Annotated in this window: 20 protein-coding genes; 8 read left to right on the forward strand and 12 right to left on the reverse strand. The window is 41.2% G+C overall.

Features of this window, described 5'->3' with window-relative positions:
- Positions 1–156: 156 nt before the first annotated feature.
- A complete protein-coding gene (locus BCU84_RS11250; RefSeq protein WP_102528185.1) occupies positions 157–882 on the reverse strand; it encodes a nucleoside-diphosphate sugar epimerase in 726 nt (241 codons plus the stop codon).
- A gap of 148 nt (positions 883–1,030) precedes the next feature.
- Between BCU84_RS11250 and BCU84_RS11255 the strand changes: the two genes are divergently transcribed.
- The 5 genes from BCU84_RS11255 (at position 1,031) to BCU84_RS11275 (ending at position 4,202) form a co-directional block, all read left to right on the forward strand.
- Positions 1,031–1,405, forward strand: a complete 375-nt coding sequence (locus tag BCU84_RS11255; RefSeq protein ID WP_102528186.1) for a PH domain-containing protein — start codon at positions 1,031–1,033, stop codon at positions 1,403–1,405.
- A gap of 137 nt (positions 1,406–1,542) precedes the next feature.
- Entirely contained in the window at positions 1,543–1,713 is a 171-nt protein-coding gene (locus tag BCU84_RS11260) for a YbaM family protein (protein WP_102528187.1), read from the forward strand.
- Positions 1,714–1,752: 39 nt separating this feature from the next.
- Positions 1,753–2,424, forward strand: a complete 672-nt coding sequence (locus BCU84_RS11265; RefSeq protein WP_102528188.1) for a nitroreductase family protein — start codon at positions 1,753–1,755, stop codon at positions 2,422–2,424.
- A gap of 48 nt (positions 2,425–2,472) precedes the next feature.
- Positions 2,473–2,709 carry a DUF1330 domain-containing protein gene (locus tag BCU84_RS11270; protein WP_241906417.1) on the forward strand — a complete coding sequence of 79 codons (237 nt, stop codon included), beginning with the start codon at positions 2,473–2,475 and terminating at the stop codon, positions 2,707–2,709.
- A gap of 431 nt (positions 2,710–3,140) precedes the next feature.
- Positions 3,141–4,202 (forward strand): DnaJ domain-containing protein, encoded by a 1,062-nt coding sequence (locus BCU84_RS11275; protein ID WP_157936218.1) that lies wholly within the window; start codon positions 3,141–3,143, stop codon positions 4,200–4,202.
- 110 nt (positions 4,203–4,312) lie between these two features.
- On the opposite strand, the gene BCU84_RS11280 is transcribed toward BCU84_RS11275, so the two are convergent.
- From BCU84_RS11280 to BCU84_RS11295, 4 genes are all read right to left on the reverse strand, one after another.
- Positions 4,313–4,528 (reverse strand): TIGR02450 family Trp-rich protein, encoded by a 216-nt coding sequence (locus BCU84_RS11280; protein WP_102528190.1) that lies wholly within the window; start codon positions 4,526–4,528, stop codon positions 4,313–4,315.
- Positions 4,529–4,727: 199 nt separating this feature from the next.
- A complete protein-coding gene (locus BCU84_RS11285; protein ID WP_102528191.1) occupies positions 4,728–5,330 on the reverse strand; it encodes an HAD family hydrolase in 603 nt (200 codons plus the stop codon).
- A gap of 47 nt (positions 5,331–5,377) precedes the next feature.
- Positions 5,378–5,866: a CIA30 family protein gene (locus BCU84_RS11290; protein ID WP_198589568.1), complete on the reverse strand. Its 489-nt coding sequence runs from the start codon at positions 5,864–5,866 to the stop codon at positions 5,378–5,380.
- Between the two features lie 235 nt (positions 5,867–6,101).
- Positions 6,102–7,481 (reverse strand): DUF4397 domain-containing protein, encoded by a 1,380-nt coding sequence (locus tag BCU84_RS11295; protein WP_102528193.1) that lies wholly within the window; start codon positions 7,479–7,481, stop codon positions 6,102–6,104.
- Positions 7,482–7,720: 239 nt separating this feature from the next.
- On the opposite strand from BCU84_RS11295, the gene BCU84_RS11300 reads away from it, so the two are divergent.
- On the forward strand, positions 7,721–8,893 hold the full coding sequence (locus BCU84_RS11300; protein WP_102528194.1) for an endonuclease/exonuclease/phosphatase family protein: 1,173 nt from the start codon (positions 7,721–7,723) through the stop codon (positions 8,891–8,893).
- 146 nt (positions 8,894–9,039) lie between these two features.
- On the opposite strand, the gene pepN is transcribed toward BCU84_RS11300, so the two are convergent.
- The 6 genes from pepN to BCU84_RS11330 form a co-directional block, all read right to left on the reverse strand.
- A complete protein-coding gene (gene pepN / locus BCU84_RS11305) occupies positions 9,040–11,676 on the reverse strand; it encodes an aminopeptidase N (protein ID WP_102528195.1) in 2,637 nt (878 codons plus the stop codon).
- A 117-nt stretch (positions 11,677–11,793) separates the two neighbouring features.
- Positions 11,794–12,387, reverse strand: coding sequence for a penicillin-binding protein activator LpoB (lpoB, locus tag BCU84_RS11310; protein WP_198589569.1), 594 nt, complete (start codon positions 12,385–12,387; stop codon positions 11,794–11,796).
- A 73-nt stretch (positions 12,388–12,460) separates the two neighbouring features.
- Entirely contained in the window at positions 12,461–13,828 is a 1,368-nt protein-coding gene (locus tag BCU84_RS11315) for a hypothetical protein (RefSeq protein WP_102528197.1), read from the reverse strand.
- Positions 13,825–14,394 carry a peptide deformylase gene (gene def / locus BCU84_RS11320; RefSeq protein WP_102528198.1) on the reverse strand — a complete coding sequence of 190 codons (570 nt, stop codon included), beginning with the start codon at positions 14,392–14,394 and terminating at the stop codon, positions 13,825–13,827. Before def ends, BCU84_RS11315 begins: the two co-directional genes overlap by 4 nt.
- A gap of 108 nt (positions 14,395–14,502) precedes the next feature.
- Entirely contained in the window at positions 14,503–14,715 is a 213-nt protein-coding gene (locus BCU84_RS11325; protein ID WP_102528199.1) for a SlyX family protein, read from the reverse strand.
- 36 nt (positions 14,716–14,751) lie between these two features.
- The gene (locus tag BCU84_RS11330; protein WP_102528200.1) at positions 14,752–15,717 is read right to left on the reverse strand and encodes a hypothetical protein; all 966 of its coding nucleotides are present in this window, start codon (positions 15,715–15,717) and stop codon (positions 14,752–14,754) included.
- Between the two features lie 149 nt (positions 15,718–15,866).
- On the opposite strand from BCU84_RS11330, the gene fkpA reads away from it, so the two are divergent.
- On the forward strand, positions 15,867–16,625 hold the full coding sequence (gene fkpA / locus BCU84_RS11335; protein WP_102528201.1) for an FKBP-type peptidyl-prolyl cis-trans isomerase: 759 nt from the start codon (positions 15,867–15,869) through the stop codon (positions 16,623–16,625).
- A gap of 114 nt (positions 16,626–16,739) precedes the next feature.
- Here the strand turns inward: fkpA and BCU84_RS11340 are convergent, their stop codons facing one another.
- Positions 16,740–17,708: a zinc transporter ZntB gene (locus tag BCU84_RS11340; protein ID WP_102528202.1), complete on the reverse strand. Its 969-nt coding sequence runs from the start codon at positions 17,706–17,708 to the stop codon at positions 16,740–16,742.
- A gap of 212 nt (positions 17,709–17,920) precedes the next feature.
- Here BCU84_RS11340 and BCU84_RS11345 point away from each other — a divergent pair, with 212 nt between their 5' ends.
- On the forward strand, positions 17,921–18,292 hold the full coding sequence (locus BCU84_RS11345; protein WP_102528304.1) for a YacL family protein: 372 nt from the start codon (positions 17,921–17,923) through the stop codon (positions 18,290–18,292).
- Positions 18,293–18,376 lie beyond the last annotated feature (84 nt).

Genomic DNA, 18,376 nt, shown 5'->3' on the forward strand with positions numbered 1-18,376 from the left:
GAGCTGCGGGGTGTTCTAAGAGGGAGTCGCAGTTCACTCCCTTTTAGTCTGGTGTGGGCGAAGCGCCACGACGTTGATTTAGACCTTGATTTAGACGTTTATTTAGACCTTGATTTAGATATTTTTAAAAATTTGAAACAAAATTTGAAACAAACCTCAATTAACCAATCGATGCATCTGTTTATTATCAATAATCCTAACTATTACATTATCAAGCTTACTGTCGTTATCTAAATCAGCATCAGTTACTAACTCTTTATCTTGTACTGCAACAGCCAGCATATTGTCAGCCACAAGCTTGCCGGTAATGGGTTTGTACTTGGCTAAAGGGCCGATAAATATCCCTGAGGCAATAGCAAAAAACTTCTGGCCTATATCTTCTAAGGTTCGCTGACTGGCACGCTCTCCTAATAACAAGCTTGGCTGAAATATGTAGAGTTTGGATAAGGGGAGGAGGCTTAACTCCTTCTGCACTTGGCCTTTTACTCGATTGTAAAACACAGTCGATTTCTCATTGGCATCTAAGGCTGTTACCACAAATAATTTCACCCCAGTTTGGCTTTGATACTCAATCGCAAGCTTGGCAAAGTCGATGACGGCGGTGTGGTCAACCTTGATAAAGTTTTCCTGACTGCCCGCTTGTTTGATGGTGGTGCCCAGACAGCAAAAGGCGTGGTCAATACTGACAGGTAAGCTTAACTCGGTAAGCTGCTGTAACTGAGTTTCGACAAAGATAAGCTTTTCAATTCCTGCTGTTTCTGCCGCAAGTTCAGGCGCTCTTCTACCTATGGCCAACACGGTTTGATATTGGGTATCTGCCAATAAATTTAACAATAAATAATGGCCGATTAAGCCGGTTGCGCCAATGATAGCAGCATTCATAATTAGCCTTGGTGATCTGGTTTACAGTGTCGTTAGAATACTTTAACAGCTTTTTGCTTGTTAATTTGGTGTAGATGCCGCACTATTTTATCCACTTTTTTATTCATTTAATATCTTAAGAATAAAGGCCATAACCAAGGAGAATGTGATGGGATTTTTTGATGCAATTTTAGGTAACTCTTCAGAAATGGATTTAGGTGAATTACAGCAAGAGCTGTCACCAATTCTAGCCGACAATGAATCAGTACAAATGGGTTATAAACTGATCCGCGATATGTTTGTCTTTACTGATAAGCGTTTAATCTTGATTGATAAGCAGGGTATGACAGGAAAAAAGGTGAGTTATCATTCAATTGCTTATAAATCGATGACCCATTTTATTGTTGAAACTGCAGGTACCTTCGATATGGATGCTGAGCTTAAAATATTCATCTCAGGGACAGAGCAACCTATCGTTAAAGAGTTAAAGAAAGGCACTGATGTGATTGGTATTCAAAAAGCGATTGCTAACTTTTCACTATAACTTATGAATTAGTTTATGCATTAACTTATGCAGTAACTCATGCTGTAATTCTTGCTTTAACTAACGGCTGTTTTCATTAGCCGTCGTTTGGTTAAATCGACTGTTTTAGCCGCTACTTGTATTGGAAAGCACCATAGATGACAACAGAAAATCAGCCACAATCACCATTGAATGATGCACCAAAATCGGTGCAACTTGCGGTCGATTTAATTCAATTACTTGAAGAAAATAATATCGATACGCAAACCGCGATCGAAGCGCTACAAATCACATTAAATGACTTTAAAAGAAAGCAGCAGAGCGAGTAGTGAAGCTCCAAGCACGAACTAAAATAATAAGGACTAGATATGACCGAAGCTCACCTGCCATTAACTGACTTTATCGAATATTCTCAAGCTGAGATGCTAGAACGTGCCAAGCAAAATTATCAGGATGTCAAAAGACGTCATTCTATTCGTAAATTTTCAGAGCGTGCTGTACCGCAAGAAATTATCGAGCAATGTATTTTGGCCGCGGGCACTGCGCCCAATGGGGCTAACCATCAACCTTGGCATTTTGTCGCGATAAGCGATGCTGATGTAAAAGCTCAGATCCGTGAGCAAGCAGAAGCCATTGAACAAGCTTTTTATGCGGGGCGTGGCGGTGAAGAATGGTTAGATAATTTAAAACCATTGGGCACCAATGCAGAAAAACCTTACCTTGAAAAAGCCCCTTGGTTGATTGCTGTTTTTACTAAAAAGCGCAGCGAAGATAATGGTGAGCAAAAGCAAAATTATTATGTTCATGAGTCAGTGGGAATTGCGACAGGTTTTTTACTGCAAGCGCTGCATAACGCGGGCCTAGGTACACTTACCCATACACCTAAACCTATGTCTTTTTTAAGCAAGGTTTGTGGCCGTGATAGTGATAACGAACGCCCATACATGCTGATTATTGCGGGTTATCCTGATGAGGCCGCCACAGTACCTGAACATGCATTGCAGAAGAAATCGTTAGCAGAAATCAGTGATTTTATTTAACTGGCAGCGTTAGTGTTAACACATTGAATATTAGCAAGTGAGGTAGCAATGGGCTTTCAACGAATAATGGCTTTGCATGTTCATGATGAACTTGAATATCAGGCTTATCGCGATGCCATGCTGCCCATTTTGCACTTTTACGGTGGTGACTTTGGTTATGATTTTGCAGTATCTGAAGTACTAAATTCTAAAACCAATTCGCAGATTAATCGAGTGTTCACCATTGATTTTCCTTCAGAAGAGTTGATGAATGCGTTTTTAGTGATGAGTCCTATTTGTCTGTAAAACAACGCCACTTTAATGCTTCTGTGACAAGTTCGACGGTTATTGGTTTACATGAAACTGATTAATAACAATTGAGCGCCAAGAGCTTGTTGTAAAAAGCTTCTTATAAAAGCTTCATTTTATAAAAAACGCTGGCAGAAAGTTATCGTTTTAATCAGTGGCTGTATTTTCTTACCTATCTTATGTCCTCAATAATCACTTTTCTCATTATTAACTTTCATTAATGTACTGTTTTAAAAACCTAATTTAAGGTCTAGTTAAGGCTTTTTATGGCTGTTTGTTGCTATAGTCCACATATGGAATAACGGCTATTCCATATGTAATGTTTATTTGAATTATGAGGTTGTCTGAGCGACTTATCTTGCTTCAAAAGGTCGTTGTAGTAATCAATTTTAAAAAGCATTAGCTGTATGAGGAAGGGCCAAGCATTAATGGAAAATTTATATCATAGCTTAGGGATTAATCAAGATGCTGATCATGATGCGATAACTGATGCGTATGAAAGCTTGTATCTTTTTTATCACTCAGCTGAGTATCAAAGTAAATTCGCAGATATTGATATAAAACTTGCCAATATTGCCGTTTCTTATGAGATTTTAAAATGTGCTACAAAGCGTAAATCCTATGACGACATGTGGCAACTTTATCTGGCAGAGAAATCTTTAGCGGCCTTAGTCGATATTCCTGATATGAGTTATGAATTTGAAGTAGATTCAGTGGTGATGGAACACTGGAGGGAAGTGACAAACAAATACCCTCAGTTGAATGAGTTATACGAGAGTTTAGCTTGTCTATCGACCGTTCTGGCATATTCTTTCAAAGCGTACATTTTAGATAGTCAGCGCTATGAAGAAAGTGAACGTTTAGCCTACATTATGTGTGCCCAATACATACAAAAATTTTTTGGTGAAGATCAAAATATCAAACCGTTAGCAGAAGGGTTATTAGCAGCGACTTCGCCATCGGATTCAGTGACTACTGATGAGTTGTTTGATGCACAAGGCATCGAAGTTAATTTTCAAACGGTTGCGAATACGGAAACTGAAATTATTCTTTTATCTGAGCCTGTAACTCAAATGTCAGCCCAATCAAAAGCTGAGTTGAAAAAGCTAGCCAGAACCAAAGCTAAAAAGAAGCTTAAAGCGAGAATAATGGCCAAATCTAAAGGTATGACTAAGCCAATATCTACAGCCGAGCATTTAGCTAAAAAACAAACTCAAGCCCAAACTCAAGTGCTATCCATTATTACACCTAACATATCTGCGCCTTTTGAGGCTAATCAGCCACAGTTAACTGAAAAAAGCGATCCTAAAAATGAGCAAGAGTTAGGGATGAGCGCGAATAAAAATAGCCATTTTGATACGACACAAAGCCATATGGAACGCTTGCTTGCAAGTGAATCTCGTCAGCTTCGTCATTCCACTAAAAAGGCGACAGCAAAAGGGGGTTTGATTTTGTTTGGTTTGTTCCTAGTCTCAAGCCTTGCCGCCTAAAACCTCAAGCCTTGTGGCCTAAAACATCAAGTATTACGGCCTAAAACCTCTAGCATTTTCGACTGATATATCAAGATTTCTGCCGGAAATACCCAGGCGTTAGCAATGCCTTATTTCCAACCTTGACGCCAAAGCTGAGTGTCTTTTAGGTTACGCCAATTAATAGTAAATTCTTCAGCATTCATTTCTGCACGAATAATACATTCTAGTACGTTTTCATCTTCATCATAAGCCACTTTTATCACTGAAAAGTGCTTCAATTTATTGGTGACATGCACTTTAGTCCACTTACTGTGTAACAGCTTTTTTGGGTGTAATGGATTCATTGTTTTCTCATCAGTAGGAAAAAGGCAAAGGATTGCTGACTGAGTTGAAAGATACGTTGCAGCTTATGGCTTGGTTCACTGAAGGTGGCTTTACCTGTGAAAGCGTGCCATGTATGCCAATAACTAAAGCTAAAGCTATAACTAAAACTAAAACTATAACTATAACTATAACTATAACTAAAACCGTAATAGGGCGAGTTTAGCGTTGATTATTCGCTTCTAATGCTGTTTGTAGCTCTTTTAAATCACTGACAATAAAGTCCGCTTGGCCTTGGTATTCTGCGTGTTGGTTGTGATTGATAAACACTGATTGCATGCCTGCATTTTTAGCTGCTTGGATATCATATAAATAATCGCCTACATAGATAAGCTGACTGACAGGAATATCCCACTGTTTGGCAATGGCAAGTAACGCATCTGGTGCGGGTTTAGCAGGGTAACATTCACGGGTTAACACTAATTCCATGGCAATGTTATTTTGCGACAGTTTAGTTGCTGTTGCGGTTTTACTATTTCGGGTCACGATGGCTGTAGGCAGTGACAGCTGTTGCAAACTGGCCAATAACGCATGCATATGAGGCAGCGCCTTGGCATTCATTGCATCAAGAGCTTCGTGCTCAATAATGATTTGATGGGCTTGTTGCTGAGCATCTATTGATGGCATGTCTTCGATAAAGTCGAGAACGTCAGTATCAAATGGACAGTTTAACTGTTGCTTAATTTTACCAAAGTCCAATTCTGACTCAACTAAAGTGCCGTCTAGGTCGAATATTACGCCTTTAATATGGGTCATTGTTTTCATTTGGGGTCCAGTTGTCTTGCCGTGATAGGGTAAAGATTATCTGATATTTAATCAGTAAACGTCATAGTATCGAGCATCAGAGAAAAGTCTCCCTGTTGTTTATCGGCAATCAGTAGGCCGACTCGGTCGATATCTTCAAATAGTAATTCAGGTGCGTTGACGTTTCTACCACGAAATTGCGAATTAAAATCACCAGCTGTAAACCTGTGTTCAGTGCGCTGACCTGCAATGGTATTAAAGTGAGCCACATAAGCTTCACCAAAGGAAAGTTTCGGTGTCTTAAAGCGTAATTGGTAACGTTTTCCGTCACCTATTACAGTTAATTTTACGGCGTTGGCTCGCGGAATTATCGCGAGTAAACGATACTCCATTGATGCAAAACCACCATTGTTGGCAAGTGAAACATTGCCGCTAAAAACGGGCTTATCTTGGCGTTTATCGCGGTTAATTTCACTTGATGAGATGCCGCCCATTACCGTGTCATTACTGATTTTGGCTGCTTGAAGTTGCTGTTGGGAGTTAAATTGTATTTCCATAGCACTCACTGAAGGTTGAAAAAATACGATGGAGCTTATAAAAAGACTGCATAAACACAGGTTTTTCAATAGTACGCCTATTACTACTGAAGTATACCGCTGTAATAACTGATGCATATTGGCGAGTGAATTTTTCATCATTTATTTTCCTCATAAAAAAGCGACTTATCTCGGGTGGAGGATAAGCCGCAAAAGGGTCGGACGGAGATAATCGTTTACGAGTGAATGGCCTTGATTATTCTTCGGCGACAAAATCGTCCATTAAGATAACCGAGAACATTGAAGTATCATTTTCTGCATCTACTGCTGCAACACTGTATAAACCGTTGCCTGCAAGTGATACAGCTAGCGGGCCAATCGCTACTGTTTTAGTGCCTGTGACAGTCACGCTGACAGTGTAATCACCCGGTGCGATACTCAAGCTGCCTGATGCCGCTTTGAATGGGACATCAGTGAGAGCAGGTGTTGCATCACTGATATCAGCAGTCGGGGTTAAATACACGTCGACGTTGCCTGCAGAGTAAGAGGCATGAATGACATTCAGGCGCGCTTCAGTCGCAATGCGGCGTGTATGTTCAGCAAAAGCCCAAGGTGCAATGTCGTTGTCAGTGAGAGAACCGACGGCGAGTACTGAGTAGCTGCTTCCTAGCATTAAATCGAGTTCGGCGTCGGTAATAACTTCTACTGAATTGTCGGCATCAGCCGCAACGGTTACTGTGTGCATGCCTTCTGGGATATTGACGTAGCCTGCAAGGTTACCGAATGAAAGCATATCAATGGCCGGCGTTGAGCTGCCATCTAAAAATACATCGACAGCTGGGGCATCGGCAACGGCATGTACTACACGGATATCACTGCCACTGCTAACATCGTTCAGTAGTACTTGGCCTTCAGGTAGCGCAACTAATAAAGCAACAGGAGAGTTACCTGACCATTCATTTGGAATTGCTGAAATTAAATAATCCATTCCATCGGCTAGGTTAACTGTGCCTGAATCGAATACGACATTCTTGTCACCGGATGCTGTAATTCTAATCTGGTAATCAGCAGTTGGTACGGTGAGTTGGTCACTATTATCCATATAGTTTGCTGATAATGTCGGCTCCATCATTGAGATGTCGGCCATTGGCGCTGTGACATAAATATCAACCAGTCCTACTGCTGGAGTGGCATGTAAAACTTGGACTCGGGCATTGCCGCTATCAATGGCACTTTCTTCATTAGCAATGAGCTTTAGCATTAGCGTTTCATCACTGACATTACCTAATGCGACGGCGGTATATTCCATGTCTTCTGCTGTTGCTAGCTCAGCTTCAAGTACTGTTAATGTGCTGCCATCAGCAAGTATCGCATCGACATTGATGGCATAAGTTGCCGTAGGTACTTCGAGTAAACCGCTAGACATAGCGTAATCGACATCAGACAGTAAAGCTGCACCATCAGCAGTAACATTGACCATTGGCGCGTCGCTGCCAGCATGAATAACGCGTACTTCAGCATAAGTGACAACTGGCGTTTCGACCTCTGCATCAGTGACTGTGTCATCGTCATCATCTGAACAAGCAGTTAATCCAATCAGTGAAAAACATAGGGCAAGAGAGTAGATCCTTTTCATCGTTCTTTCCTCGAATTTGTTTCTGTAAACGAATTATAAAATTGACTTTTTGATTACTGATTTCAGGCGCTGATTTCGAGGGGTAATACGGCAGTTGCTAATTTAGGATCATTTTTCGATTAATGAATTTTCACAAAAAGTTGGTTCAAGATCCTTTTGATATAGAGTGTAATTAACATCGACACTTAATCGATTTGGCTTTAATCTGTTGTCAGAATAGGGCTTTTAGGCAGTTTGCGGTGATTCAGACCAGCAGTAAAAAACAGCAAAATAAACAACAAAACTTTAAAGTGGTTTCGTTTAATTTATTTAATTTTATCGAGCCGCCAGCGGCTTATTATGACTTTGAAAATATCTATTCTCACCAGCAATGGCAGAAAAAATGTGCTTGGATTTGTGATTATTTAACCGAGCATCAACCAGATATTATTGGTTTTCAAGAAGTCTTTAGTCCTGATGCATTAAAGGCATTAATTGCGCCTTTGGGTTATCAGTATTTTGCCGCTTTGGATGAGCCGAGTTTAATCAGCGATTATGTCTATCAGGACCCTGTAGTTGCTATTGCGTCGAAATATCCCATTACTGAATCTGCGTTAGTGACTCCCGATGAAACCTTGTTTCCGTTAATGGGAATTGCTAATGATTTTAGCTTTAGCCGCAAACCGCTACGGGTAAAAATTGCATTAGCTGATTTTGGCGAATGCGAATGTTATGTGGTGCATTTAAAGTCAAAGCGAAGTGGCATGGGCGTCGAACGATTAGCTGATTCTGGCATGACAGGCGGCGCTGATATTATGGCGAGGCAAGCATTAGGAAGCTGGGCTTCAAACATGCAGCGGGGTAGCGAGGCGGCATTATTGTTTAATGAAATCGCCAAGCAACGGAGTCAGACACAATTACCTGTGTTACTCATGGGCGACTTTAATGACACCTTGCAAAGCACTGCGTTAGAGGCCTTTCGTGCCAATGGGAAACGTGTTTTTAGAAACGATATTATTGATCCTGAACTTAAAAAAATGAATGACCAAACTCTGGCGGATGCGTTTGCGCAATTTAGCTTATTCGACAGTTATGATTTATTTAAAACCGGTCAAAAGCTCAATGCTACCTTGGCTCAAGATGAGTATGAATCAGGTCTACATGAAGAGGACTCTGATATTGCCGAAGATGTGTTGCCGCCTGTTGACCCTTTAAAATATGCTCGCCAGTCAACTCACTATTTTGGTAATACAGGCTCGGTGTTGGATTACATATTAGCCTCATGTGAATTTGATGCATCACACCCAAGAAACCTAGCTGAAGTCAGTGATTATCAAACCCATGATCGACATCTTGTTAGGGCTGATTATGCAAGAGACAGTGATAGTACCGATCATGCCCCTGTGATGATGACATTTACATTGAGAAGTTAACCAAGCTATTTACTGTCATTACTTACTGTCATTACTTCCTGTTATTAATTGCTGGTTTAAAACAAAAAATGCCGCTTCATTTCATGAAGCGGCATTGGTGAACTCTACATTTTAAAATGTAGAGTTATCTTGCATATATGTGTGAACTAGTGAGTTAACATTTCACTGATTTTGACACAGCGTTGCTCTTTTTGACGGGTTTCTAATAATGCTCTACGGGTCATTTTCGACAAGCCCGTTTCGGTATCTAACACCTGATTAATCGCGGCGATATTGGCATTGGTACATGCGGTTGGAATTAACCTACGATTATAAGCTCGCATAAATACAGGTCCCTTTTTATCGACTTCTGCAATATTGGCTAAACGCTGCTCTGCTGTCGCTGCACTTAATAACTTTTGCTCACTTGGGTATAAGTAATTCATCGCTACGCGCAGTTTTGAAAATGGCATATCAGTGTCATTTTCAATGGTATGGAGCCACTGACGCTTTGATCTTGCTTGAGGTCGAATGACTTCAGCGGCTATTGCAGATTTCTGGCCTGAATCTGATAAGTCGCGATGTTTTTCTTCAATGGCAATAAGGCCACTTTGTGGATAATCATATTGATTGAGTTTGATAATGATTTTCCAGCGTAAATCTTGGCTGATATTTAAGCCTGTAATCGTCGCGTTGCCTTCCAGTAGATCGGCGAGGTGATCCAATGCGTGCTGACTACTCGCTAAGCTAACATAGGCATCAAACCAGCGGCGCTGGAAGTCAGCATTGTCACGATGTTCCATTGCCATGCGTAAGCTCATTTGAGTCAGAGCCTTACCGACTTTAACTGCATACGCTTTATGATTCGGCGCCATGCTGTCGAGGTAATACTGAGCCTGTTTTAAGTTACCGATGACTTGACCTAAGATAGTGTAGTCTTTTTCAAGCGGTGCATTGACTAGTGCGACATTGATGTATTGTTTAAGAGAGGTTTTACCGTCACTGACACTGTCCCACATGCTTTGCCACAACATTGAACGAAGCAGTGGGTCACTGACCTTACTCAGCTGCTGTTTGGCGGTTTCAAATGAGCGTTCGTCAAGTTCGACTTTCACATATCCCCAATCTTCAAAGTTTGGGTAAACCAAGTTAGGGCAATGGCTACCGATAAGTTCAGGCACTTCGGTTCGCTCGCCTTTGTATGTGACCGCAACTTTGGGGCCTTGATGGATTGAGTAACGGGTTGCATCAAATAATGCAACTTGTACACGTTGTTCGCGTAATGTCGGTAATGCATCACTTGGCGCAGTTTGAATTAACGCAAATTCGCTGACTCTGTCATTGGCACAGCTGTACTCAGCTTTTAAGGTGTTTACACCTGCTTGATACAACCAGTCTTGAGTCCACTGGGACAAATCTCGATTGCTTGCTTGAGATAAACTACCAATAAAATCATCGAGTGTGGCGTTTTGATAACTGTACTTGGTTAGATATTGCTGCACACCGAGTTGAAAGGTGTCTTCGCCTAATAAATGCCTGAGTTGTTTCAGGGTAGATGCACCTTTTGAGTAGGTGATGGCGTCAATATTATCAAACGCATTCATGCTGGTAGGTACAGGCACTTCGATAGGATGAGTGGTGACTAAGCTATCTTGACGATAAGCACTTTGTTTACCTGTCGCATAAAACGTTCGCCAAGCATGACTAAACTCTGTTGCTTCGCTGGTGGCTAAGGTGCCCATGAAGGATGCAAAGCTTTCGTTAAGCCATAGGCCATTCCACCATTTCATTGTGACTAAGTCACCAAACCATTGGTGCGCCATTTCGTGCATGATAACACCAGCTAAGCGTTGTCGCTGGGCTGCCGTCATCGTGTCTTTATACATGAAACGGTTTTCAGCAAAAGTAATGGCGCCTGCATTTTCCATCGCGCCATATAAAAAATCAGGGACTAACAGTTGGTCGTATTTTTTAAATGGGTAGTCGATACCAAAATAATCATCAAAGAATGTTAGGCCTTGCTTGGTATAGGTGAACCAGTCTTCAGCGGTGACTTGTTCGGCAACCGATTGACGGGCAAATAAGCGCATTGGGTATTTGCCGCTGTTGTCTTCCCAAATATGATAAGGCCCCGCATGCATCGAGAAGTTGTAAGGGCTAAGCTTAGGCGTGACTGGAAATGTCCATAGATTGCTATCAGCTTGCTCTTCAATGTTACTCTCGCGCATGGTGCTAATGACGCTCCAATCTTTAGGGGCGTTAACTGTGATTTGATAAGTGGCTTTTAAGTCGGGCTGATCAAATACGGCAAACATTTGCTGAGCGGCAGCTGGCTCGAAATGAGAGTACAAGTACACCTTGTCATCAACAGGATCGACAAAACGATGTAAGCCTTCGCCATTGGTGCTGTGTTCGCGGCTGTATTCGACTTCAATGGTATTTTTACCATTGCTGAGTAACTGCGAATTGATACTGATATAAGCATCGTTATAATTCGGGTAAATGCCTTTACCATTAATGGTGAGCTTGCTAATTGTGGCTTGATTCAAGTCAAGTGTCAGCGGCTCTTTATTGCTGCTAAGGTTGAAATCTACTTTAGTGATAGCACTAAAATGACTTTCGCCAGTAAGATTAAAACTCAGCTGATAATTCACTTCTGAGACGACACTAGAGCGAGCCATTGCTTGGGCTTCGCTGATATTGGCACTGCCATCACGTTCTGTTGCAATAATCTTAGGAGTGCTATTACAAGCAAATAAGCTTGCGCAAGCAAGCGCGACGATAGACGACTTAAACAGGTTCACAATTTCTTCCCTAAATATTTATTATTGTTTTTTGGAACTAGAGTTTTATTCAATGACTATTGTTTACAGTTGTAAAAAAGCCGACTGGAAGTCGGCTAATTAAAGTTTATCAGAGGCTTATAAGCCTAAGAAAGACTTAGATTTAACTTTACGGATTTCTTTTTCATCAGACCATTCGATTAGGCCTGTTTCTAAGTCCATTAGACGCATGGTCATTTTGTAGTATACGTCTTTTGTGCTGCCATCTTGCTTGACGATGCTAGATAAGTTGCCGTACAGCATGTACTGGGCACCGACTTGACGACCGAATTTAATCGCAGTAGACGGGTCAACCATACCAGCATTGTTTTGGTAGTCTAGTTGCTTACGCACTGAGTCAACTTTAGTCATATCGATAAAGCGGAATTTACCTGAACGTAATAATTTATTGCTGATGGTATCAGTGACGGATTCTGTATCGATATGCTCAGAGGTTTTGTTTTTGATTTTATCAACAAAGATAATTGGGCGATCGTTCTGTGTCATGACGATGACAGGCGGGAACGTCAGCATGCTATCAACCATTTTTGCAGCAATGGCTTGTAAATCAGTTGAACCGAAGTTTTCATTAACGGTTTCTACTTCGGTTGCATCGCCATATTCAACCTTAGATTGACAAGCTGATAGCCCGATTACAGCGGCTAAAACAAAAATCAGTTTAAAATGTTTCATAGTAAGTTCCATGTTGGATATGACTTATAAGTAGTCGAGTTAAATAAATAGTTGAGTTAAATAAATAGTTGAGTTAAATAATTATTGAATAAAAACGGGTTTGATTACCAGTCTCTATCACCCAAATTAATGTTGCCCGATTAGGTTGTACATCAATTTTGGCAGCAGGACTGTTGCCTAAACGGATTTGGTACTCGCCTGGTTCAATATATTGGCGGGCGATTTGTGCCTGTCTTGGTAATGTCAGCCAGCTACGTCTGTCAGCTTGCTCGGTCACTACATTAAAAATCTGCATTAAAATTGCTGCTGCATCGGCTTCGTTATTACGGCGCTTACTGCCACTTTCAACACTGCGAGTCATTTCAGACTTAGTATAGACCCGCGCAGCTTGGCGTACCAAGGCTGCAGGTAAATCTTCTTTTAGTGCGTTAATAGCTAAGGCATCAATATTGGCAATTGGTTCCGCTTTTAATACGGTTCCGAGACCTTGGATAGTCGAAGGTTGAATCACTTGGCGGTGTGGCTGATATGTAGCCAGTGACACTGTTTGCCAATTACCATCAATAGTAAACGGAACGGTTAAGCTTTGTTTTTCAGGCACGAAGCCTTTTTCGACCACCATCACCACTTGGCCTTGGCCTTTTTTAGGTAAAATTGCATCTCCCCAACGACGTTTAAACTCATCGTATTGAGGCATAGACAATTGTTTAGCTAACCTGACTAGATCTTGCTGCAGGTATTTATTGTTTGGTGTGATTTGTGCCGCTTTACGGTAATCAATATAGGCATCATTGGGCTCGCCTAACAGTTCATGAAGCAGACCTGTTGTGTAATAGCTATATGCATTTAAAAAAGAACTGGTAACGGTGCCGGTGGCTTGATCTAGCTTATTGATTTCACTGTCGATAGTGCCGTTAGCCATTGCTCGTACCGATTTTTGCGATTTTTGATAGCGTGCCTGTTCACTGGCTTGTAGTTGATTACTTCGACGCACTTCGACTAATGCCCCTTGCGCATCACCAGAAAACAGATAGTTAAATGCTTGATATTGATGAACCATGATCCGTTCATAACCTGGTCCACGGTAAGGTATTGCGTTGTCGTTTAGCACTAAACTACTTGCGGTGGCAGTTAAGTCAGATGCGCTAATGGTTGCTCTGTCATCAAACGCTTTATAAGCCTGAATAGCCGCTTGATAGTAGGTTTTACTGGTTTCGAAATCGCCCGAAACCTGGGCGACACGGCCCGCTTCTTGAGCATATAACAAGCCATCATTGGTATCTATTTCACCCGCTAACTCTGACAATTTAGCACTGGGGGTAGGGCTTGCAAGTTGCTGTTTAATCGGTGCGATCTGCGAAGGATAGTTTATCAATATGCTATTGTATGCACAGCCAGTAAGACTGAAACACAGTAGACCTATGCTAAGCAGTTTATTCATTCGACAGCACCTTGCGTGTGCTGATTTTGTTGATTTTGTTCAGTACTGATTTCTTGATTGCCAGCTTGTGATGAATTTTGGTCAGCCATAGTTATCCGTTCAAGCAAAGTAATTCCCTGTAAATGATCAAATTCATGCTGAAAAATGCGGGCAACAAAATCACTCAGTTGCTGCTTGATAACCTCTCCGCTTAGAGATTGATACTGAACATTAATTGTTTTGTGCCTTAATACGTCAACACGCCGTTCAGCGATAGATAGACAACCCTCGCTCCCCAGCTCCATTTCATCTGAATAAGCAATAATACGTGGGTTAATCACAACGGTTGCCGAGGTTTCTGGTGCATTTGGATATCGGTCATTAGATCTTGAATGCATGATAAATACAGCTAAATCACTAAATACCTGCGGCGCTGCAATTCCGACACCATTTGCAGCTGTCATCGTGGCTATCATATTCTCAGTAAGCTGAACCAGAGCTGGATCAAATGATATGACTGCTTGTGCTTGACGATTCAAAATGGCTTCGCCAGATTGTGCTATTGTCATGATGTCACTTGCAGGCATAGCGTTCCTTAATGCTTCATTGATAGTGATTTGTATAAGATAGCTTGTTGGTTTACTCGTCAGTGAATATAGCAAACATCACTTTAGTAAACATGCTTTAGCCAACACTTAATAATGCGGTGGCGGGGTTTCTTCTGATGCTGAAGCCATGTTACTGGGCTCAATGGCTTGTAGCTTATTTAATATTAATGACATTTGGTGTTGTTGAAATGCCACTAAGTCATTTAATTTAATCACTTCTTGGTTAAGATCTTCAAGTGTTATCTCCTGAAAAGCGACTTTCATTTCTAGATCATCAATCTTTTGTTGCATGTCTTGCATTACTTCCTCTCATCGCCATAGAGTTGCGCATTGCGATTATGGCAATGGCCCCCATGACTCAACTAAACCTTGATTACTGATACTCACAATCTGCTGTTGGGCATCACTTGCAATAGAGTATACAACGGCACCTCTATTTTGACTGTTTTTAGTTAGCTGAATTTGCCTGTTTGCCAGTTTTTTACCTGTTTGGGTTTGCCATAGAATAATTTCTTTCGATGGCGAGCCGGTTACTAGGATTTTATCTTGTTGAATAAAGCGTGCACTGCTGAAAGTCATTTGACGACGATTAATGGCAAGTGTTGATAATACCTCGCCGGTATCGCTGTAATAAATCGCGCCGTTGCCTGTAATATCACTGGCAAAACTAAGTTGGCCGTTCTGGCTAAGGGTGACTTTGCCAATACGAGATTCAAGTTGCCATTGGTGAACTGGCTGACCCGTTTGTGCCTGCCACAGGATCACTGAGCCATCATTTGAGCCACTCAGCGCCAATTGCCCATTTGCTGAAATAGACACACTGGATACTCTTTCTTGGTGGCCTAAAAATTTGATCAGGCTTTTCTGTGGTGCAAAAGACATCACTGAGCCATCAACTAAACCGACTAAAGTTTGGGCATTATTAGCAATTGCCACCGATTGCGCTGAGGCAGGAAGTGACCACCAACCAATAGATTCACCAGTGTTTACATCCCAAATCGCCAATGAGTCTGCGGTTAAGGTGGCAGCATATTGCGCGTTGGAAGAAAGGGCTGTGTCGAAAACATTATTGTCAGTGGACTGCGCATCACTGCCATGTTGCCAGCGAAATTTTAAGGCTTGTTTATTGAGATCCCATAACTGAACACCATTGCTAGCCGTGCTCACTAAAGCTAGTTGACCATCTTCAGATAAGCTTGCGCTATAGCTTGAATCTTTAGTGACACTAAACACTTTTTCAGCCGCGGGTTGGCAACCCAAAAGGGAGCAGATACACAATATCAGCATAGTAAGTCGAAACATGAACTTGCTCCTGTAAAAGTTGTCTCAAAGGCAGTGTTATTATTCAGGCCATTGCAAAAAACACTTTATTTAGTATAAAGTGGCCAAATATATACAAATTTTTTACCTACAGGTTATTGTAACCGCTATAGGACGCTGAGGAAGCTTTAATGAAATCTATTTACAAATTATCGTTAGTTGCACTGGCTGTTGTTGGTCTTACTGCATGTAACCAAGAACAAGAAGTCGTGGCAAAGAAAGTTGAATTAACAACTGACGCGCAAAAAGAAGCTTACAGTGTTGGTGGCTCAATTGGCCGTTACATGGCTGGTCATATTACCGAGCAAGAAGACCTAGGTTTCGCTGTTGATCGTACGTTAGTGATTCAAGGGTTTAGCGATGGTTTAGCTGATACTTTAGATCTTACAGAAGAAGAAATGCAAACTGTACTTCAAGGTCTTGATGTTAAATTAAATGAAAAACGTGCTGAACAAGCAGAGTTATTAGCAAGCCAAGCTGTTGAAGAAGGTAAGAAATTCCTTGAAACCAACAAAGCTAAAGAAGGCGTTGTTACGACTGAGTCTGGTTTACAGTACGAAGTACTAGAAGCCGGTGAAGGCGAGACTCCAGTGGCAGAAGACACTGTTGAAGTACACTACAAAGGTACATTAATCGACGGTACTGAGTTTGATAGCTCATACAGCCGTGGCGAGCCTGCTAAGTTCCCTCTAAACCGCGTTATTCCTGGTTGGACTGAAGGTGTTCAATTAATGCCTATTGGTGCTAAATACAAGTTCGTTATCCCATCAGAATTAGCTTATGGCGAACGTGATACTGGTACTATTCCAGCTAACTCAACGTTAGTGTTTGAAGTTGAATTATTGTCTATCGAAAAAGCACAAGTTGAAGCAGCACCAGCTGCTCAGTAATGTGTTGATGCTGCGTTTGTAGCAGCTATCGATTAAAAAGGACGCTATATGCGTCCTTTTTTGTGGGCAAAGGTTAACTGTAAACAAAATTTAATAAAATTATTTATGCAGATTTTATAACCATTTCCAGCGGTAAAATAACCACATTTGAATAGCGACGAGTAGAATTAACCCACCAGAGAACATAGCAAAAGCCCATGTGTTTTCGGTTCCGGGAATACCGCCAATATTCACTCCAAGCAATCCGGTTAAAAACCCAAGCGGCAGAAAAATTGCCGATATCAGTGATAGAAAATACAAGCGCTTGTTAAGTTGCTCAGCCTGCTGAGACTGAAGTTGCTCTTGAGTGACGCTAGCGCGATCGCGAACAGCATCTAAGTCTTCTATGACCCTGATTAACGTTTCGTTTATTTCGCGTATACGCAGTTTATGTTCAGAATTGAACAACACATGTCCATCGTTTAATAGTCGAGATAAGGCATCCCGTTGAGGTGAAAAATAGCGCCTTAACGTGACTGTTTGTTTTCTAAGTTCAGCAATATCAGAGCGAAGCGACGAACTTATTGGTGCAGTAATTTGGTCATCAAGATCATCTAATTGATCTTCGAGATTATGTATTAGTTCCATTTTTCGGTGCGTTAATCGTTCACAAAGTGATACTAAAAAGTCAGCACTAGAATCAATACTGTTAGGTTTACTGATAATTTGTTCCGCGATGTCTTTTACTGACTGAAGTTGACGCTCACAGGTTGAAACTATTCGATGTTGCTGGGCAAAAATACGCATCGATACCATGTCTTCAGGTGAAGAATTAGGATTTAGGTTAATGCCGCGTAAAACCATTAATACCCCATCTTGAGAGCTTAATGAGCGTGGACGAGTATGCTCCGCTAATAAGGTATCAGTTTCCGTTTGCGGCAGTTGGGCATCGATAACCCATTGTTTTGCTTCTTCATCGCTGTAGCGTAAATGCACCCATAATAATCCGTCTTCAGGTTGCCATTGATTAAGTTCTGATGGCGTGATGCTCTGACCTGCATTAGGGCCTGATAAGAGTAAGCAATAAATAAAACCTGTATCCATATAAGTCCTGACTCGCGATGATGAACGTGTACTGTGATTTGTCGTGCTGAATGTAAGATTAAGTGGTGAATGTATAGGCAATAGTAGCACTGAAGATAAAAATGACGGATTTTTTGTTCATCTGCAACATTTTCATTATTTACGCGTTGTGACTGCGCAGTTTTAGCTAACATCAGTTAAAATAAGATCAAAGCCTAATGTTGAGTTTTATCATGGAATACGAGTTTCGCCGTAACAGTTTAGACGGCACTTTATTTGCTGAATTTAGTATGGAACATGCCATTCTTGGTCGCTTTTTTGCCGAGCGATTGGGTAATGATATTGAGCAGTGCAATAATATTATTAAGCAAATTGAGATTATTAGGGCTAATAAGCAAAATGACTGGCTAATGCATAGTCGTGATTTAGCTTTGTTGATCGACAGTGAACAAGTCAGAGTGTTCGCAATTGCTATCGACTTTGATGAAGATTTTGATTTGGAAGAGTCGATGAGCATGTACGATTCAGAGTCTGAAGCTTATTGTGGTCTAGAGGATTTTGAAACGGCACTTAAAAGCTGGATGGAGTTCATCCTTAAGCGTTAAGAGCTAAACGTTAAGAACTAAGTGTTAAGTTAACTGTTAATCTTGGCAGTTCAATCTTAGTGTTTACAAACAAATGCTCGTGAT

The sequence above is a fragment of the Shewanella sp. 10N.286.51.B7 genome (assembly GCF_002873615.1).
Lineage (GTDB): Bacteria > Pseudomonadota > Gammaproteobacteria > Enterobacterales > Shewanellaceae > Shewanella > Shewanella electrodiphila.

What these genes read in the sequence shown, in the direction of transcription:
- BCU84_RS11265 (WP_102528188.1), top strand. Translation starts at nt 1,753, where the DNA reads ATGACCGAAGCTCACCTGCCATTAACTGACTTTATCGAATATTCTCAA.
- BCU84_RS11280 (WP_102528190.1), bottom strand. Translation starts at nt 4,528, where the DNA reads ATGAATCCATTACACCCAAAAAAGCTGTTACACAGTAAGTGGACTAAA.
- BCU84_RS11260 (WP_102528187.1), top strand. Translation starts at nt 1,543, where the DNA reads ATGACAACAGAAAATCAGCCACAATCACCATTGAATGATGCACCAAAA.
- BCU84_RS11250 (WP_102528185.1), bottom strand. Translation starts at nt 882, where the DNA reads ATGAATGCTGCTATCATTGGCGCAACCGGCTTAATCGGCCATTATTTA.
- BCU84_RS11285 (WP_102528191.1), bottom strand. Translation starts at nt 5,330, where the DNA reads ATGAAAACAATGACCCATATTAAAGGCGTAATATTCGACCTAGACGGC.
- def (WP_102528198.1), bottom strand. Translation starts at nt 14,394, where the DNA reads ATGCCTGCAAGTGACATCATGACAATAGCACAATCTGGCGAAGCCATT.
- lpoB (WP_198589569.1), bottom strand. Translation starts at nt 12,387, where the DNA reads ATGAAACATTTTAAACTGATTTTTGTTTTAGCCGCTGTAATCGGGCTA.
- BCU84_RS11270 (WP_241906417.1), top strand. Translation starts at nt 2,473, where the DNA reads ATGGGCTTTCAACGAATAATGGCTTTGCATGTTCATGATGAACTTGAA.
- BCU84_RS11275 (WP_157936218.1), top strand. Translation starts at nt 3,141, where the DNA reads ATGGAAAATTTATATCATAGCTTAGGGATTAATCAAGATGCTGATCAT.
- BCU84_RS11340 (WP_102528202.1), bottom strand. Translation starts at nt 17,708, where the DNA reads ATGGATACAGGTTTTATTTATTGCTTACTCTTATCAGGCCCTAATGCA.
- fkpA (WP_102528201.1), top strand. Translation starts at nt 15,867, where the DNA reads ATGAAATCTATTTACAAATTATCGTTAGTTGCACTGGCTGTTGTTGGT.
- BCU84_RS11295 (WP_102528193.1), bottom strand. Translation starts at nt 7,481, where the DNA reads ATGAAAAGGATCTACTCTCTTGCCCTATGTTTTTCACTGATTGGATTA.
- BCU84_RS11330 (WP_102528200.1), bottom strand. Translation starts at nt 15,717, where the DNA reads ATGTTTCGACTTACTATGCTGATATTGTGTATCTGCTCCCTTTTGGGT.
- BCU84_RS11290 (WP_198589568.1), bottom strand. Translation starts at nt 5,866, where the DNA reads ATGGAAATACAATTTAACTCCCAACAGCAACTTCAAGCAGCCAAAATC.
- BCU84_RS11345 (WP_102528304.1), top strand. Translation starts at nt 17,921, where the DNA reads ATGGAATACGAGTTTCGCCGTAACAGTTTAGACGGCACTTTATTTGCT.
- BCU84_RS11315 (WP_102528197.1), bottom strand. Translation starts at nt 13,828, where the DNA reads ATGAATAAACTGCTTAGCATAGGTCTACTGTGTTTCAGTCTTACTGGC.
- BCU84_RS11325 (WP_102528199.1), bottom strand. Translation starts at nt 14,715, where the DNA reads ATGCAAGACATGCAACAAAAGATTGATGATCTAGAAATGAAAGTCGCT.
- BCU84_RS11255 (WP_102528186.1), top strand. Translation starts at nt 1,031, where the DNA reads ATGGGATTTTTTGATGCAATTTTAGGTAACTCTTCAGAAATGGATTTA.